At 62.6% G+C, this 16,370-nt stretch carries 21 protein-coding genes and 1 tRNA gene; 17 read left to right on the forward strand and 5 right to left on the reverse strand.

Features of this window, described 5'->3' with window-relative positions; genetic code table 11:
• The first annotated feature begins 158 nt into the window (after nucleotides 1-158).
• Nucleotides 159-1,280, forward strand: coding sequence for a Ppx/GppA phosphatase family protein (locus tag O4H53_RS18495; RefSeq protein ID WP_114277154.1), 1,122 nt, complete (start codon nucleotides 159-161; stop codon nucleotides 1,278-1,280).
• Nucleotides 1,281-1,412: 132 nt separating this feature from the next.
• Here O4H53_RS18495 and O4H53_RS18500 read toward each other — a convergent pair whose 3' ends face one another.
• A complete protein-coding gene (locus O4H53_RS18500; protein WP_269366143.1) occupies nucleotides 1,413-1,760 on the reverse strand; it encodes a DUF1428 domain-containing protein in 348 nt (115 codons plus the stop codon).
• Between the two features lie 94 nt (nucleotides 1,761-1,854).
• Here O4H53_RS18500 and O4H53_RS18505 point away from each other — a divergent pair, with 94 nt between their 5' ends.
• From O4H53_RS18505 to O4H53_RS18515, 3 genes are all read left to right on the forward strand, one after another.
• A complete protein-coding gene (locus O4H53_RS18505; protein ID WP_269366144.1) occupies nucleotides 1,855-2,511 on the forward strand; it encodes a winged helix-turn-helix transcriptional regulator in 657 nt (218 codons plus the stop codon).
• A 57-nt stretch (nucleotides 2,512-2,568) separates the two neighbouring features.
• Complete coding sequence (locus O4H53_RS18510) at nucleotides 2,569-3,291, forward strand: RlmE family RNA methyltransferase (protein ID WP_114277151.1); 723 nt, start codon at nucleotides 2,569-2,571, stop codon at nucleotides 3,289-3,291.
• 134 nt (nucleotides 3,292-3,425) lie between these two features.
• Nucleotides 3,426-3,998 (forward strand): hypothetical protein, encoded by a 573-nt coding sequence (locus tag O4H53_RS18515; protein WP_269366146.1) that lies wholly within the window; start codon nucleotides 3,426-3,428, stop codon nucleotides 3,996-3,998.
• Here the strand turns inward: O4H53_RS18515 and O4H53_RS18520 are convergent.
• Together O4H53_RS18520 and O4H53_RS18525 are read right to left on the reverse strand one after the other, a co-directional pair.
• Nucleotides 3,964-4,221 (reverse strand): hypothetical protein, encoded by a 258-nt coding sequence (locus O4H53_RS18520; protein WP_269366148.1) that lies wholly within the window; start codon nucleotides 4,219-4,221, stop codon nucleotides 3,964-3,966. The two genes, O4H53_RS18515 and O4H53_RS18520, sit on opposite strands and share 35 nt — an antisense overlap.
• Nucleotides 4,222-4,745: 524 nt before the next feature.
• Nucleotides 4,746-4,835, reverse strand: a tRNA-Ser gene (locus O4H53_RS18525).
• 144 nt (nucleotides 4,836-4,979) lie between these two features.
• On the opposite strand from O4H53_RS18525, the gene O4H53_RS18530 reads away from it, so the two are divergent.
• The 10 genes from O4H53_RS18530 (at nucleotide 4,980) to O4H53_RS18575 (ending at nucleotide 13,101) form a co-directional block, all read left to right on the forward strand.
• Complete coding sequence (locus tag O4H53_RS18530) at nucleotides 4,980-5,825, forward strand: DUF2059 domain-containing protein (RefSeq protein ID WP_269366149.1); 846 nt, start codon at nucleotides 4,980-4,982, stop codon at nucleotides 5,823-5,825.
• Complete coding sequence (locus O4H53_RS18535) at nucleotides 5,825-6,637, forward strand: hypothetical protein (protein WP_269366151.1); 813 nt, start codon at nucleotides 5,825-5,827, stop codon at nucleotides 6,635-6,637. Before O4H53_RS18530 ends, O4H53_RS18535 begins: the two co-directional genes overlap by 1 nt.
• A 194-nt stretch (nucleotides 6,638-6,831) precedes the next feature.
• Nucleotides 6,832-7,551: a 50S ribosomal protein L21 gene (locus tag O4H53_RS18540; RefSeq protein ID WP_269366318.1), complete on the forward strand. Its 720-nt coding sequence runs from the start codon at nucleotides 6,832-6,834 to the stop codon at nucleotides 7,549-7,551.
• An 11-nt stretch (nucleotides 7,552-7,562) separates the two neighbouring features.
• A complete protein-coding gene (gene rpmA, locus O4H53_RS18545; RefSeq protein ID WP_269366154.1) occupies nucleotides 7,563-7,832 on the forward strand; it encodes a 50S ribosomal protein L27 in 270 nt (89 codons plus the stop codon).
• 93 nt (nucleotides 7,833-7,925) lie between these two features.
• Nucleotides 7,926-8,483 carry a GNAT family N-acetyltransferase gene (locus tag O4H53_RS18550; RefSeq protein ID WP_269366156.1) on the forward strand — a complete coding sequence of 186 codons (558 nt, stop codon included), beginning with the start codon at nucleotides 7,926-7,928 and terminating at the stop codon, nucleotides 8,481-8,483.
• Entirely contained in the window at nucleotides 8,483-9,088 is a 606-nt protein-coding gene (locus O4H53_RS18555) for a LysE family translocator (RefSeq protein WP_269366158.1), read from the forward strand. The genes O4H53_RS18550 and O4H53_RS18555 overlap by 1 nt, the downstream gene beginning before the upstream one ends.
• 32 nt (nucleotides 9,089-9,120) lie before the next feature.
• Nucleotides 9,121-9,651 (forward strand): GNAT family N-acetyltransferase, encoded by a 531-nt coding sequence (locus O4H53_RS18560; protein ID WP_443069617.1) that lies wholly within the window; start codon nucleotides 9,121-9,123, stop codon nucleotides 9,649-9,651.
• Nucleotides 9,652-9,673: 22 nt separating this feature from the next.
• Nucleotides 9,674-10,708 carry a GTPase ObgE gene (gene obgE, locus O4H53_RS18565; protein ID WP_269366160.1) on the forward strand — a complete coding sequence of 345 codons (1,035 nt, stop codon included), beginning with the start codon at nucleotides 9,674-9,676 and terminating at the stop codon, nucleotides 10,706-10,708.
• Nucleotides 10,696-11,802, forward strand: a complete 1,107-nt coding sequence (gene proB, locus O4H53_RS18570; protein WP_269366162.1) for a glutamate 5-kinase — start codon at nucleotides 10,696-10,698, stop codon at nucleotides 11,800-11,802. The genes obgE and proB overlap by 13 nt, the downstream gene beginning before the upstream one ends.
• 33 nt (nucleotides 11,803-11,835) lie before the next feature.
• Nucleotides 11,836-13,101, forward strand: coding sequence for a glutamate-5-semialdehyde dehydrogenase (locus O4H53_RS18575; protein WP_269366164.1), 1,266 nt, complete (start codon nucleotides 11,836-11,838; stop codon nucleotides 13,099-13,101).
• A gap of 123 nt (nucleotides 13,102-13,224) precedes the next feature.
• Here the strand turns inward: O4H53_RS18575 and O4H53_RS18580 are convergent, their stop codons facing one another.
• Nucleotides 13,225-13,824, reverse strand: a complete 600-nt coding sequence (locus O4H53_RS18580) for a histidine phosphotransferase family protein (protein ID WP_269366166.1) — start codon at nucleotides 13,822-13,824, stop codon at nucleotides 13,225-13,227.
• 30 nt (nucleotides 13,825-13,854) lie between these two features.
• On the opposite strand from O4H53_RS18580, the gene O4H53_RS18585 reads away from it, so the two are divergent.
• The 3 genes from O4H53_RS18585 to O4H53_RS18595 all read left to right on the forward strand — a co-directional run bounded on the left by O4H53_RS18585 (nucleotide 13,855) and on the right by O4H53_RS18595 (nucleotide 15,785).
• Nucleotides 13,855-14,040, forward strand: coding sequence for a DUF3553 domain-containing protein (locus O4H53_RS18585; RefSeq protein ID WP_114277577.1), 186 nt, complete (start codon nucleotides 13,855-13,857; stop codon nucleotides 14,038-14,040).
• Nucleotides 14,041-14,190: 150 nt separating this feature from the next.
• The gene (locus tag O4H53_RS18590) at nucleotides 14,191-14,955 is read left to right on the forward strand and encodes a GNAT family N-acetyltransferase (protein WP_269366169.1); all 765 of its coding nucleotides are present in this window, start codon (nucleotides 14,191-14,193) and stop codon (nucleotides 14,953-14,955) included.
• Entirely contained in the window at nucleotides 14,952-15,785 is an 834-nt protein-coding gene (locus O4H53_RS18595) for a lysophospholipid acyltransferase family protein (RefSeq protein ID WP_269366172.1), read from the forward strand. Before O4H53_RS18590 ends, O4H53_RS18595 begins: the two co-directional genes overlap by 4 nt.
• A gap of 21 nt (nucleotides 15,786-15,806) precedes the next feature.
• Here O4H53_RS18595 and O4H53_RS18600 read toward each other — a convergent pair whose 3' ends face one another.
• On the reverse strand, nucleotides 15,807-16,370 hold the full coding sequence (locus O4H53_RS18600) for a PA14 domain-containing protein (protein ID WP_269366174.1): 564 nt from the start codon (nucleotides 16,368-16,370) through the stop codon (nucleotides 15,807-15,809).

The following is a 16,370-nucleotide window of genomic DNA, read 5'->3' on the forward strand; positions in this document are numbered from 1 at the left end:
CTTCCAATGATCACATTGCTGCGCTCACATCAGGGCGCCAGCGGCAAAATCCGTCTCGCGCGGGTGGGCGACAATGAATGTCAACACGACCTAGCCCTTGCGCAGGGACGGCGCAGGGATTAGCCTGTCATCAACTCGTTATACAAGGCGCGAACACCATGGCGCCACAGCGTCCCAAAGGTGCGGGCGCGCTCGACAAAGGATACCAACCGGCTCTGAGCCCCGCGCCAGTTACGCCCGGTTCGACCGAGCTTTATGCCGCGCTCGATCTGGGTACAAATAGCTGCCGCATGCTGATCGCCCAGCCCAAGGGCAGCGGTTTTCATGTGGTCGACAGTTTTTCCAAATCCGTCCAGCTTGGCGCGGGTCTGGAGAAAACCGGGCGTTTGTCGCGCGGGTCCATGTCGCGCACCATACAGGCCCTGCGCATCTGTCAGCAGAAACTGCGCCGCAACAAGGTCAGGCGCATGCGTCTGGTCGCGACCGAGGCCTGCCGCCGGGCGCTGAACGGTGCCGATTTCATGAAGCGCATCCAGCGCGAGACCGGTCTGCGGCTGGACATCATCAAACCCGAGGAAGAAGCGCGGCTGGCGGTGATTTCCTGCGCGCCGCTTGTCAACCGCAAGACGGAGAACCTGCTGGTGGTCGACATCGGCGGCGGCTCGACCGAACTGGTCTGGATCGACATCTCCAAGGTGCCGCGCAAGGACCGCGCGCAATCCATCATGCGCCTGCACACCGGCTTCCAGCAGGCGGTATCCGACATCCCCGCCGCGCGGGTGGTGGACTGGATCAGCGTGCCGCTGGGCGTGGCCACCCTGCGCGACCAGTTCTCCGATGTGGAGGACGATGCCGCGCGTTTTGCCCTGATGAGCTGGTTTTTCGAGGAGAACCTGACCGATTTCACCCCCTATCAATCGGCACAGCCGCAGGAGAATTTCCAGATTGTCGGCACCTCAGGCACCGTCACGACGGTTGCGGCCAGCCATCTGGGATTGAAGCGGTATGACCGGACCAAGGTGGACGGGCTGCGCATGACCTCGGATCAGATCGACCGGGTGATCCATTCCTACCTTGCGATGGGGCCGGGCGGACGGCGCGCCGATCCGCGCATCGGTCAAGACCGGTCCGCCCTGATCATGTCGGGTGCCGCGATCCTGCAGGCACTGATGCGGTGCTGGCCCACCGACCGGATGTCGGTCGCCGACAGGGGCCTGCGCGAAGGGTTGCTCTATGCCCAGATGAGCGCGGATGGGGTGCTGGAGGACGGCACCTACTGAGAGCATTGAAGCATGGTCTGCTTCATGATCGTGCAACCGGCGCTGCTGCCACGCCTGCCCCCGAAAGGCAGGCGTGAGGGTGACCCGGCGCAGCCACGGGGCGTGCAGCAAGCCGGGTCTGTTTCGTCCGGGTCAGCTGCCCGAGACCAGCATTTCGGCAAAACCGCCAAAGATCATGCGCTTGCCATCGAAAGGCAGTTCCATCTCGGGCTCTTCGGACATCATCTTGCCCCAGCCGGCATCGCGGACTTCTTTCGAAGGCCAGATGATCCAACCGGCGGTCACCGCCTCTCCCTCCTCCAGCTTGACCGCCATCGGCAGGGAGGTCAGCTTGCCATCGTTCACGTCATCCCCCCAGAGATCCACGACCTGCGTGGCACCATATCCGAGGATCATGGCATGTGACGCCTTGAGGAACGCGTCATAATCCGCGCGTTTTTCCGCAGATACAGGGGCAAGGAAAATATCGTAATAGGCCATTGGATGCTCCGTTCAGAATGGTTATGTTCAAATAAAGACCTACATGGTTCAAAAAAACAACCACCAGAATTTTATCAACAACCAGGCAAGCGGAATGGCGCGCAAGAAACCCTATGACGACGGCTGTGCCATGGCGCATGCGCTGGAGCTTGTCGGCGAACGCTGGGCGTTGCTGATCGTGCGTGAACTGGTGCCGGGGCCGCTGCGCTTTTCCGACATCAAGGCGGCGCTGCCCGGCATCAGCTCCAATATCCTCAGCACCCGGCTTGCGGATCTGGAACGCGACCACATCATCACCCGGCGCGGCTTGCCACATCCGGCCAATACCACCGTCTATGCCCTGACCGACTGGGGCGCGGCGCTGAAGCCGCTGATCATGGAACTGGGCCGCTGGGCGGTGCGCTCGCCGCAGATGGCAGGGGGCAGGCCGATGAGTGCCGCATCGGTCGGCATGTCGTTCGAAACCATGTTCGACCCGGCGCGGGCAGGGGATGTTCGGATGGTGGTTCAGCTTGATCTTGACGGCAGGCCGCAGGTGCTGCGCATTTCGGAGGGGCGTCTCTGCGTCAAGGCCGGCACGGCACCGGCGGCGGACCTGCACCTGTCCGGTGACCCCACCGCGCTGGCCGCTGTGGTTTACGGCGGCCTCGCCCCAGAGGCGGCAGAGGGGCTGCAGGTCACCGGCGACCCTGCGCTGCTGCGCCGCTTTGCCAGCTTCTTTGTACTGCCGGCACCGGTTCCGCGCGGCTGACCTCTGGTGAAAACCGCGCAAAGCCTTTATGGGTGGCGTGAAACTCGGATTGGTAGCATGGCAAAGACACCCTCGGGCAAGAACACCTCAGGTCGCGGACAGCGCGAGCTCAAGGTCAAGGTCAAATCCGCGCGCGGGCGCAAGCTCAGCTCCACCCGCTGGCTGCAACGGCAGCTGAACGACCCCTACGTGAAGCGGGCGCAGGCCGAAGGCTATCGCGGGCGCGCGGCCTACAAGATCATGGAACTGGACGACAAGTACCGCTTTCTGGTGCCGGGTGCGCGCATCGTTGATCTGGGTGCGGCACCCGGCGGCTGGTGCCAGGTTGCGGTCAAACGGTGCAACGTGCTGGGGGAGCGGTCCGACAAACAGGTCGGCACGATTCTGGGCATTGACCTGCAAGAGATGGAGCCGATCGCGGGCTGCGAGCTGCATGTGCTTGATTTCATGGCAGATGATGCGGATCTGCAGGTCAAGGAATGGCTGGGCGGCAAGGCCGATGTGGTGATGTCGGACATGGCGGCCAGCAGTTCGGGGCACAAGCAGACCGACCATTTGCGGATCATCGCCCTGTGCGAAGCGGCAGCCTATTTCGCCTTTGACGTGCTGGAGGAGGGCGGCACCTTTGTCGCCAAGGTGCTGGCAGGCGGTGCCGAAGGGGACTTGCAGAAACTGCTCAAGCAGCGCTTTGCCAAGGTGGCCAACATCAAACCCCCGGCGAGCCGGTCCGACAGTTCGGAAAAATTTGTCGTGGCGACGGGGTTCAAGGGGCAGATTTGATCGGGTGAGCCCCTTCAAGCCCCGCGTGACGCTGCCTTGCCGGATTTCATTTACCCAAGTTTAAACACTGCAGACTAGCTTCCGCAGGGCTGGCCCGGTCTATCCGTATCGGGCGTTTGATCAAGGATGCCCTCATGTTTCTGCGTTCAACCTGTTTGTCGCTGTCGATCCTGACAGCAACCCTTTGCCATGCCGCAGAGGTGCCACCGGCCATGGCCGACTACATCGCCGGCGATCTGGCAAGCTGGATCAATGCGCCCCGGATCGTTGCCGCGGTGCAGGACCAGAATGGCCGTCACGCCGGGTTGAGCGCTGCCGACATCGAGGCGATGGATTCCGCCTGGCGCGGGCAGGTGGGCGTCGCCGACGCGCCGGTGATCGCCGCGGTGCTGAACAATCCGCTGTCCGATTTCCTGCGCGCGCAGGTGGCGCTTGCAGAGGGGCGCATCACCGAGGCATTTGTCATGGACAACCGCGGTCTGAATGTCGCGACCAGCGCGGTGACATCGGACTATTGGCAAGGCGATGAAGCCAAGTTTCAAAAGACATTCGGCGCAGGTGCCGGGGCCGTTTTTGTCGATGAGATCGAGTTGGACGAAAGCACCCAGACCTATCAGGGGCAGGTTTCCTTCGCCCTCACGGATCCTGCGAGCGGCGAGGTGATCGGCGCGGTCACAATTGGTCTGGCCGCCAGCGCCTTTTACTGAGAATGCCGCGCATTTCCCCAGGGGTGCCGGTTGCCGCCGCCGGGTCCCGGGCTTTCAGGGATGCAATTGCTGCGTTCCTGAACCGGCTGGCGCTGGCGTCGTCCAGCAGCGGAATGCGATGGCGCTTTGCGGCCTGCACGGCATCGCCCGCCCGCAGCAACTGCCGGTGCAACTCGAAAAGTCTGGCCCGTCCGGACGATATCTGATCATGAACCTTTGTCATGCCTGCGCCTTTGTTTCTGGCGCGATCATTGCAATGCGATAGGGCCCTTAGTTTGGCGCAGGCGCGGCAGCTTCGCGCTTACATTGTGCGGGTCTGGTCCTCAAGCCGGGAATTCCTGACCCGAATGGCAAGCGGTTGCGGCCATAGCGGACCTGCGGCGCGGTGTGGGTCAATGTCGGCAGAGCGGACAGAGTTGCCATCAAGCATGAGCACCCAGGCCCGGAACAAGCCGAAGGCGCCGGGCCATCGCCTGCCCGCCGCTCGGGTAGGCGATATAGTTAGGCTTGGTGTTCCCATGATAGGGTTCATCAAAGCTGAGAAATAAAGTGGGATGAGCCAAGGTCAGCATCGCCCACCCCGGGCAGGCGACGGCCCGGCTTGCGCTTCGCGTCACTCAGGTCTCTTCCCGGACCTCCACTGCGACAGCCGTGAATATCCGCTTTGCACATCGCGCCGATGCGTTGGGTCAGTGATCTGATACAAAACCGGTCTGGCCTGAACCCTGGCAGGTCAATCTGGCCAAATGGCGGAGAGACAGGGATTCGAACCCTGGGAAGGCTTGCACCCTCAACGGTTTTCGAGACCGCCCCGTTCGACCACTCCGGCACCTCTCCGCGGGGGTCTGGAGCGCCCGTTTAGTGGGGTTTGGACGCGCAGGCAAGGGGGCATCTGCCGGTTGCCCGCCCACACGGGAATTTTCATTGCGGCGGCGGCAAGACGGCCTAAGTTCAGGGTAACCGAACGAAAGGACTTGTTCCATGCTTGCCGCGCTGCGCCCCTCGCTGATTGCCCTGACCACCACAATCGCCCTTGTCCTGATGGCCTTTGCCCCGCCTGCACGGGCCGCTGATGCGGCAAAGCTGCGCGAATATCTTGAGATCACCGGCTTTGACGTGGCGCTGGAGAGCATTCGCCTGTCGGCAGACAACGCGCCCGCCATGCTGGGGATCGAGGCGGATGCCTTCGGCTCCGAATGGTCGCGGCTGGTGAACGAGGTCTTTGCAACGGAGACCATGCAGGAGATGGCGATGGACATCCTGGGCGAGACGCTCAGCGACGATCTGTTGACCCATGCCGCCGATTTCTATGCCAGTGATCTGGGCCAGCGTCTGGTTGCGGTCGAAAACGACAGCCATATGGAGGAACAGGACGGGCTGAAAACCGAAAGCGGTGCCGCGATCATGGAAGGGTTGCGGAAAATCGACAGCCCCCGCATCGCGCTGCTGGAACGGCTGACACATGCGACGGATGCCGAAGGCGCCTCGCTCAGGGCGATCCAGGAGGTGCAGGTGCGTTTCCTGATGGCCGCGGCCGGTGCCGGGGTGATCGAATTGCAGATGGATGAGGCCGACCTGCGCGAAGCCATGCGCAGCCAGGAAGACGAGATGCGCCAGTCGCTCGCTGCCAGCGCGCTGATCAATGCCGCCTATACCTATCAGGCCTTTTCCGACGCCGAGGTCGAAGCCTATGCCGAGGCTCTGGAGGACGCGCGGATGCAAAAGGTCTATGCTCTGATGAACGCGGTCCAGTATGAAATCATGGCCAACCGGTTCGAGGCCGTGGCCGCGCGCCTGCCCGGCATGCAGCCGAGCACGGACCTGTGATGCGCCGCGCCTTCCTGCTCTGGCCGCTGCTTCTGGCGCTGGCGCTGCCTGCCCATGCGGATGCGCGCCTGTCGGTGCTGGTCGATGTGCTGCGCCTGGACGAAATCGCGGTGATCCTGCGCGACGAAGGGCTGGACAGCGCCGAAGACCTGAATGCCGACATGCTGAACGGGCAGGGCGGCGCGGGCTGGCAGGTGCAGGTCGAGGCGATCTATGACCCGGCCCGCATCGTGGAGGCTGTGCGGCAGGCCGTGGGGCAAGAGCTGTCAGGCGAGGAGCTGGAGCAGGCGATAGACTTTTTCGCTTCCGACCTGGGCAGCCAGATCATTGCGCTTGAAAACTCTGCCCGCGTGACGATCCGGGACCCGGATGTCGAACAGGCCGCGCGCCTGCGCTTTGCCGAGCTTTCACAGACCGATGACCCGCGCCTCGCGATGCTGCGCCGCCTGGTGGCCGATGGCGATATGCTGGAGCGTAACGTGACCACCGCCATGAACTCCAACTTCCAGTTCATGCGTGGCCTTGCGGATGGCAACGGGCTGGATATGTCAGAGGAGGAGATGCTGGCCGATGTCAACGGCGAGGCCGAGGCGATCCGCGAGGATACCGAAGGCTGGCTTTTCGGCTATCTGCTGATGTCCTATTCGCCGCTGACGGACGAACAGATGCAGGCCTATATCGACTTTGGCAACACCGCCGCAGGCCAGGCGATGAACCGTGGTCTGTTCGACGGATTCGGCGCGGCCTATGAGGATATTTCCTATGCGCTGGGACGCGCGGTGGCGCTGAACATGACGGCGCAGGAGCTTTGACGCCAGCGGTAAAAACCCGCTTGACTTGAGGCCCCGATCCACCGATAAGCCCGCATCCCGGCGAGGGTTCTCGCGTGGGATCTGTTTTAATGACGCCCCAAGGGCGCGCTGTTCGAGGTGGACGCGGCTGCGATGCCGGTCCGAAACACCCGGAGCCGGGGACCACAGGACGCGGCAAAATGAAGGAAGACGCGATGTTTGCGGTCATCAAGACTGGCGGTAAGCAATATAAAGTAGCCTCTGGCGATATGCTTCGGGTGGAACGTATTGCGGCAAGTGCCGGTGAAACTGTTCAATTCAATGATGTTCTGATGCTGGGCGGCGATTCCCCCCAGGTTGGCGCGCCGCTGATCGAGGACGCTGCCGTTCAGGCCGAAGTCGTTGATCAGATCAAGGGCGAAAAGGTCATCCACTTCGTCAAGCGTCGCCGGAAGCACTCTTCCAAGCGCACCAAGGGACACCGTCAGAAGCTGACGCTGGTCAAGATCACCGAGATCATGGCCTCCGGCGCTGGCAAATCCAAGGTGATGGCAGCGGTCGGCACCGGTTCTGTTTCTGCAGCAGCTGTTGCAGCGCTCTCCGGCAAATCGGCAGACGCGGCTGCAAAGCCTGCAAAAGCCAAGAAAGCCGATGCGCCTGCCAAAGCGGCCAAGGAAGAGGCACCTGCCAAGGCAGAGAAGAAAGCCGCGCCCAAGGCCAAGAAAGCCGAAGCGGCAGGCGATGACCTGACGCAGATTTCCGGCGTTGGCCCCGTGATTGTCGAAAAGCTGCACGGTGAAGGTATCACAACCTTCGCGCAGATCGCCGCATGGACAGAAGCGGACGTTGAAGCTATTGAAGAGAAACTGTCGTTCAAGGGTCGTGTCGGTCGTGAAGACTGGATCGCACAGGCCAAAGAACTGACCAAAGGCTAAGGAGAGACCAAATGGCACATAAAAAAGCAGGCGGTTCATCCCGTAACGGGCGCGACTCAGCCGGTCGTCGCCTTGGCGTCAAGAAATACGGCGGCGAAGCCGTCATTCCCGGCAACATCATCGTGCGTCAGCGCGGCACAAAGTTCTGGCCGGCGGTCGGCGTCGGCATGGGCAAGGATCACACGATCTTTGCAACCGTCGATGGTGCCGTGACCTTCCACAAGGGTCTGAAAAACCGCACGTTCATTTCGGTCCTGCCACGCGCCGAGGCCGCTGAATAAGCCGTACCCGCAAGGTTTGAAAAAATTTCAGGGATCGGCGGAAACGCCGGTCCCTTTTTTGTCTCTGACCGCCATCCAGAAAGGAGCGGTGTCATGACCACATCACAGCGCCCCGTTCTGAGCGATGGCATTCTGCGGCTGCGGCCGCCCCGGCCGCAGGATGCTGCGGCCCGGCTGAAGCTGGGCAACACGCCGGAAATCCATCACATGTTCGGTGCCGATCCTGAAAATGTGCCGAAAATCACCAAGGCACATGCGGAAAAGTGGCTTTATGCCCAAGAGGTTGAGCCGCTGGCATGGGTGATCGAGCACAAACGCCGGATGATCGGCGCGCTGCGTCTGCATTCGCTGGACCACCACGACCGCCGGGCCAGCCTGGCGATCGGGATTCTGGACCCGAAACTGCTGGGCAAGGGGCTGGGGACACGGGCCGTCAGGCTGCTGCTGACCCATGCCTTTGGCGCGCTGGCGCTGCACCGGGTGTCGGTGCGTGTGCTGGCCTATAACGCCCGTGCCATCGCTGCCTATCGCAAGGCCGGCTTTGTCGAGGAGGGCCGCGAGCGTCAGGCCGCGCGGGTGGGCGACAGCTGGCACGATGACGTGATCATGGGGGTCCTGGCCCCTGACTTTGCCAAGGGGGCGGCGGCCTGATGTCTGTTGCTGTAACTTCCTTTGTCGTCTTTGCCGCCAGCCAGATCGGCACCCCGGGGCCTGCCAACATGGCGCTGATGGGCACCGGCGCGCGCTTTGGCTTTCGCGCCGCTTTGCCCTTTGTCGCCGGTGTGGCACTGGGCAAGCAATTCGTGATCTGGCCTGTCGGCTTTGGCCTGATGGAATTGAGCGCCCGCGCGCCCTGGGTCTTTGAGGTGCTCAAGTATGTTTCGGCGGCCTACATCATCTGGCTGGCCTGGAAGGTCGCCAACCTGCGGCTGGGGCAGGGGCGTGATCTGGGCAAGCCGCCGGGCTTTGTCGCCGGGCTGATCGTGCATCCTTTGAATCCCAAGGCCTGGGCGATGATCATCGGCGGATTTACCGCCTTTGTCGGTCCCGGCACGCCACCGCTTAATGCGACGTTAACCATTGCGGCCGTACTGCTGGCGCTGCAGGTCATCTTGCACCCGCTGTGGACCCTGGCGGGTGACCGGGTTGCCAGAACCCTGGCAGGCAGCCCTGCGGAACCCTATCTGATGTGGACATTGGCAGCGCTGACCGTTGCTTCTGTTCTCTTTGTTCTGTTCGCAAGCCGGGCAGTTTGAGTGATGTTCGGAGGAGGAACATGATTGTGCAAATGGAACCCATCATCAACCAACCCGTGATCGAAACGGCGCGGTTTGACCTGCGTCCGCTGCGGCGGTCCGACAAGGGATTGATCGAGCTTTTTGCGGGTGATCCGCGGGTGGCGCTGTCCACGTCCAGCATCCCGCATCCGCTGCCTCCCGGCGCGATTGATGCCTTCATCACGCGGTCGCTGGCGATCCCGCGGGTCGAGGATGTCTGGGCGATGGATGGTCTCAAGACCGGCGGCGCAGAGGTGATGGGGCTGATATCGCTCACCCATCTGGACCGCGGCCAGTCCGAGGTCGGCTATTGGGTGGCACCGGCCTATTGGAACAGCCATCTGGCCTCCGAAGCGGTGCAGGCGCTGGTTGCCGCGAACCCACAGGGCAATCAGGCGATGTTTGCCTCTGTCTTCCACGACAACCCGGCATCGGCAAAGGTGCTGACCAACGCCGGATTTGTCTATCTCGGCGATGCCGAAACCTATTGTCTGGCACGCGATGCTGCCGTACCCACATGGACCTATAGCCGCAAGCTGTAGCGTCGTCCCGAAAGGCCCCGCCATGAAATTTCTCGACCTGTGCAAAGTCTATATCCGTTCCGGCGCGGGCGGCGGGGGCTGCGTGTCTTTCCGGCGCGAGAAATATATCGAATTCGGCGGGCCGGATGGCGGCGACGGCGGCGGTGGCGGCTCGGTCTGGGCCGAGGCTGTGGACGGGCTGAACACGCTGATCGACTTTCGCTACCAGCAGCATTTCTTTGCCAAGAACGGCCAGCCCGGCATGGGCAAGCAGCGCACAGGCAAGGATGGCGAGGACATCGTGCTGCGGGTGCCCGTGGGCACGGAGATCCTGGACGAGGATCAGGAAACGGTGCTGGTCGATATGACCGAACTGGGCCAGCGCGTCGAACTGGCGCGCGGTGGCAATGGCGGCTGGGGCAACCTGCATTTCAAATCCGCCACCAACCAGGCGCCACGCCGGTCCAATCCGGGGCAAGATGGTGTCGAACGCACGCTCTGGCTGCGGCTGAAGCTGATTGCGGACGTGGGGCTGCTGGGCCTGCCCAATGCGGGGAAATCGACGTTTCTGGCGGCCACCTCCAACGCGCGGCCCAAGATTGCGGATTACCCCTTTACCACCTTGCATCCCAATCTGGGGGTTGTGGGCGTGGACAACACCGAATTCGTTGTGGCCGACATTCCGGGCCTGATCGAAGGGGCCTCCGAAGGGCGGGGGCTGGGCGATCTGTTCCTGGGCCATGTCGAGCGCTGCGCGGTGCTGCTGCATCTGGTCGACGGCACCTCCGGCACCCTTGCGGAGGATTACAGGACCATCATCACCGAGCTTGAGGCCTATGGCGGCGATCTGGCGGATAAACCCCGCGTCACCGTGCTGAACAAGATTGATGCACTGGATGAAGAAGAGCGCGCAGCGGCTTGTAAAATATTGGAAAAAGAAAGCGGCGGGCCGGTCATGCAGATGTCCGGTGTGGCCCGCGAAGGCGTGACAGAGGTGCTGCGCAGCCTGCGGGGCCAGATCGACGATGACCGCCTGCGGCACAAACCCGCGGAAGAGGTCGCGCCATGGCAACCCTGACCGCTGCCAGACGTGTGGTGATCAAGATCGGCTCGGCTCTCCTGGTGGATCGGGCCACCGGCCAGCTGCGCGCCGACTGGCTGCATGCCCTTGCGGAAGATGTGCGTTGGCTCAAAGGGTTAGGGGCCGATGTTGTGCTTGTTTCCTCCGGCTCCATCGCCCTTGGGCGCGGGGTGCTGGGCCTGCCCCTGACGACGCTGGCGCTGGAACAATCGCAGGCGGCGGCGGCCGTGGGCCAGATCCGCCTTGCCCGCGCCTATGAGGAGGCGTTGCAGCCCCATGGCATCACCACGGCGCAAGTCCTTGTGACGCTTGAGGATTCCGCCGACCGCAGGCGCTATCTGAACAGCCGCGCCACCATGGAAACCCTGCTGGGCCTGGGTGTTGTGCCGATCGTGAACGAAAATGACACCGTGGCCACAGATGAAATCCGCTTTGGCGACAATGACCGTCTGGCGGCGCAGATCGCGGTGACGGTTGGTGCCGATCAGCTGATCCTGCTGTCGGATGTCGATGGGTTCTACAGCGGCAATCCCGCCGATGATCCCAAGGCCACGCGCTATGACACGATTGAACAGATCACCCCGGAGATCGAAGCGATGGCCGGCGATGCAGGGTCGGGCCTGTCCAAGGGCGGGATGAAGACCAAGCTGATGGCGGCACGCACCGCCACGGCGGCGGGCTGTGCCATGGCGATCACCGAAGGCTCCGTGCAGCGCCCGCTGCTGGCCCTGCAGAATGGCGCAAATGCCACCTGGTTTACCGCTCATTCCGACCCGCAGGCGGCCCGCAAGCGCTGGATTGCCGCGATGAAACCGCGTGGTTCCGTGACGCTGGATGCGGGTGCGGTGGCGGCAATGTCACGCGGCAAATCCCTGCTGCCTGCCGGCATCACGGGGGTGACCGGCACATTCGAGCGGGGGGACAGCATTTCGATGCTGGATTCACGGGGCCATAGCATCGGCACCGGTCTGACGCGCTATTCGGCGCTTGAGGCGGCACAGATCAAGGGACATCAAAGCGCAAAGATCGAGGAAATTCTGGGCTATCCCGGTCGGGCTGCTTTGATTCATCGTGACGATATGGCACTGTGATGGTGCGTTACTTTAGGGTATGGGCGTAAGACCATGAAAGATATGGAAAACATCTCTGAATTGATGGCGGATATCGGCAAGCGGGCCAAGGCGGCGGCGGCAGAGCTGGCCTCGACCCCGTCCGCGGCCAAGCAAAGCGCGCTGAATGCCGCTGCGGATGCGGTCTGGGCCGCGCGGGCGGAGATTCTGGCGGCCAATGCCCGGGATATGGACTATGGCCGGGAAAAGGGCCTGTCAGAGGCGATGCTGGACCGGCTGATGCTGGATGAGCCCCGCATTCAGGGCATGGTGGCGGGGCTGCGCAGCGTTGCCGCACAGGACGACCCCGTGGGAGAGACCCTTGCGGAGTGGGATCAGCCCTCTGGCCTGCATATCAAACGGGTGCGGACACCTTTGGGTGTCATCGGCGTGATCTATGAAAGCCGGCCCAATGTGACGGCGGATGCCGGTGCGCTCTGCCTCAAGGCCGGGAATGCGGTGATCCTGCGCGGCGGCTCGGAGAGCTTTCATTCCGCCCGCGCCATCCATGCCTGCCTGCAGGAAGGGCTGCGCGCGGCGGGACTGCCCGAAGATGCGGTGCAACTGGTGCCGACCCGCGACCGCGCGGCGGTGTCCGAGATGTTGACCATGACCGACACCATCGACGTCATCGTGCCCCGTGGCGGCAAGGGGCTGGTGGGGCTGGTCCAGCGCGAGGCGCGTGTGCCCGTTTTCTCCCACCTTGAAGGGATCGTGCATATCTACATCGACGCGGCGGCGGATCCGGAGAAGGCGCTGCGCATTGTCCTGAACGCCAAGACGCGGCGCACGGGCATCTGCGGCGCTGCCGAATGCCTGCTGATCCACCGAGATGTCGCCGACACCATCGGCCAGGGCATCGTCCGCGCCCTTGTGGATGCCGGGGTGGAGATGCGTGTGGATGCGGCACTGGCCAGGATCCCGGGCACCATCGCTGCACAGGAAGACGACTGGGGCCGTGAATACCTGGACATGATCATGGCCGCCCGCGTGGTGGATGACGTGCAGGACGCCATCGCCCATATCCGCAGCTATGGGTCGAACCACACCGATTGCATCGTGACCGAGGATGCGGCGGCGGTTCAGACCTTTATGGAGCGGCTCGATTCAGCGATCCTGATGCATAACGCCTCCACCCAGTTTGCGGATGGCGGCGAATTCGGCATGGGGGCCGAGATTGGCATTGCAACCGGCAAGATGCATGCGCGCGGCCCGGTGGGCGCGGCGCAGCTGACCTCGTTCAAATATATCGTCACCGGCGACGGGACCGTGCGAAGCTAAGGCGTTTCGGGCGGCTCTGCCTATCGCGTCTGACGAAATTCCAGAACCTTCAGGCATTACGTAACGCGTTGAAATCTTCGATTTCAGGCAGCGTTACGTTAGCCAGGTTTTTCGCATGACGATTTAAAAACTGATGGTCAGCCTGGTGTCGGTCACCTGATGCGCCACCTGCCGCCCCGCGTCGGCAGCAATCAGGGGCAGCAGCGCGAATTGCACATGTGCGGGCTGCAGGCCGTTGCGTGCGTTGCCCGGGGCAAGCAATGACCAAAGCGCCGGATCGACCTTCAGCTTGTCGGCCAGGGCTGTCAGTGTCCAGTTCCCCTGATCCTGCGCGACCGTGACATGGCCGCCATAGGGCAGGGCGCTTTCCAGGCAGAGGATCGCGAGAAAGGCCAGCTGCACCGCGGCGCGGGCCTGTGCCTGATCGGGTTGCCATTCCACGCTCAGCCGGGTTGCGCCGTAAAGATCCCGCAGGATCGAGGTGATTTCCGAAGGGCCCATCAGCTGATCGCCCGCCACGCCAAAGCAGACCCGGAAATACCTTATCCGGGCAGAGGCATTGCCGACACTTTCACCGATCAGGGACATTTCCGGGCCCGAGGTGGCGCTGCCCGCCATCTGAAGCAGTTCCAGCCCGTTGTTGATCGCGCCGATAGGCGATATCAGATCATGGCAGATCCGGCTGCCGATCAATGCGACAAGATCAAAATGCGTGTCGGACATCATGACAGCCTTTCCGAAAGGGGCAGAACCATGGACGATCTGAATGCCATTCTGACCCCCGGCATGCTGGTGACCCATCCCGAGCGGCCCGATTGGGGGATCGGACAGGTGCAAAGCAACATCGGCGGCAAAGTGACGGTAAATTTCAGGGATGTGGGCAAAATCGTCATAGACAGCTTTCGGGTCGGGTTGATGCCGGTCTTTGATGACCCATGATCCTTTTCAAAAGGTTAACGCGGGAACAGATAACAAGTCCTGCAACCACAAGTTAATGATGATGCATTTGCTGCAAGGGCACAAGGATTGCGCTTGGCCTGCGCATTGCCTATCAGACGGCCAGGGTATTTCAACAGCGACGGCAGGCAGATGGCTCAGGCACATGCGGCGGATTTTTCGGTCAGTCTTGCGAAAACGCCTGCAGATCTGCATGCGGCACAGCGCCTGCGCTATGATGTCTTTGTCACCGAGCTGGGCGGCAGCGGCCCGCTGGTCGATCATGATGAGAAGCTTGAGCGCGATCACCTGGACCCGTTCTTTGAACACCTGCTGTTGACGGACATCCGCTCGGACAAGGTGGTGGGCGTCTATCGCCTGATGCGGGCGGAAAAGGCGGTCGAGGCCGGGGGGTTCTATTCGGCTGCGGAATACGATCTGTCGCCTTTGTTAGCTTCGGGCCGTAACCTGTTGGAATTGGGGCGTTCCTGCCTGCATCCTGATTATCGTGGCGGGGTCGGGATGCATGTGTTGTGGTCCGCTCTTGCGCAATACGTCAAGGCGAACGGGGTCGAGATCCTGTTCGGGGTGGCCAGCTTTCATGGCACCGATATGGACCGGCTGGCCGCACCGCTGAGCCTGCTGCATGAACGCCATCTGGCACCGCCGGAACTGCGGGTCCGCGCGCTGGAGAAATCCTTTCAAAGCATGAACCTGCTGGATGAAGCTCAACTTGATCGCAAGGCGGCGATGCGCCAGATTCCCAGTCTGATCAAGGCGTATCTGCGGCTGGGCGGATGTGTGGGCGAGGGGGCGTATGTGGATCATGCCTTCAACACGGTCGATGTCTGCCTGATCATGGACACCACCCAGATCAACACCCGGCAGGCCCGCATCTATGGGGCCACCGGCGCATGACAACCGCCTGGGACAGCGGTGTGCCGCCGGCCTATCCCCGGATCACGATATCGGGCTGGATTCGGGTGGTGCTGCGGGTCATCGCCCTGATCGTGGTGGTTTTCGGCGGCTTGCTGATCAAACTGATCCTGCGTGCGGTGGAGCGGCCGGTCTGCGGGGCGAACCGGCCCGTGACCCCCCATGTGACCCAATGGGTCTGTCGCATGTCGCTGCGCATCATCGGATTGCGTCACGAGGTCTCGGGACACCCGATGACGGGGCGCGGGGCGGTGGTGTGCAACCATGCCTCCTGGCTGGACATCTTTGTGCTGAATGCGGCCAAACGGGTCTATTTCGTGTCCAAGTCAGAGGTGGAGGGCTGGCCCGGCATCGGCTGGCTGGCGCGCGCCACCGGGACCGTTTTCATCGAACGCAATCCGGCACGGGCACGCGAACAGACCGTGCTGTTCCAAAAACGCCTGCTGGCGGGTCACAAGCTGCTGTTCTTTCCCGAGGGCACCAGCACCGATGGCAGACAGGTGCTGCCGTTCAAGACCACGCTGTTCCAGAGCTTTTTCGCACCGGAATTGCGCGATCAGATCCAGGTGCAGCCGGTGAGCGTGGTCTATCATGCGCCACAGGGCACCGATGCGCGGTTCTACGGCTGGTGGGGCGACATGGAATTCGGGACCCATCTGATCCACACCCTGGCGCCCGCAAAACAGGGCAGGGTGCAGGTGGTGTTTCACCCGGCGCTGCGCGTCAGCGAGGTGCCGGACCGCAAGGCGCTTGCCCTGGCCTGTGAACAGGCAGTGCGCGCGGGCCATCAAGCGCTTCTGGGCCGCGGCTGATACCGCATTGCCACTGGTGAATTACTTGTGGGCGAAGGCGCTGTCCGGCACCGGTTCCATATTGCCCGACTGGCCCCAGTCCATCAGCAGGCAGGCAGAGCCCTTGCGCTGGAAATAGGTGGCCTCGACCTCGTACCAGCCGGCCTGCGGCACCGCGACCGAGGTCACGCCAGCGGATTCGCAGCCATGCACACCGTCAAAGAGGGCCACCTGCTGTCCGCCGATGCTGGCCTGCAGCCCGTCGTTGCTGATGAATTCGATGTCATAGGTGCCGGGGGCGTCAAACCGGATATAGCCCTGGATGGCGGCCAGCACCTTTTCGGCGCTGGTTGATGTCAGGGCGTTGTCGCCCGGATCGGTATCGAGATAGGAAAACCCGGCCAGCGGCGGCCCGGCCTTGGCATGGTCCAGCTTGCCCCTTGCCTCGTCCAGCGACCGGACGCTGTAATAGGCATAACCAACAGCCAGCCCCTGTTTCAGGGACCCGTCGGCAGGTTGCGGAGACGCGGGTGTCAGGGTCAGCGTCTGGGCAAAGCCGGGTGCGGCCAGGGCGAAAATTGCCAGCAGCGCGGTGGATTTCAACAT

This window comes from Sulfitobacter sp. G21635-S1 (assembly GCF_027213915.1).
Classification (GTDB): Bacteria; Pseudomonadota; Alphaproteobacteria; order Rhodobacterales; family Rhodobacteraceae; genus Sulfitobacter.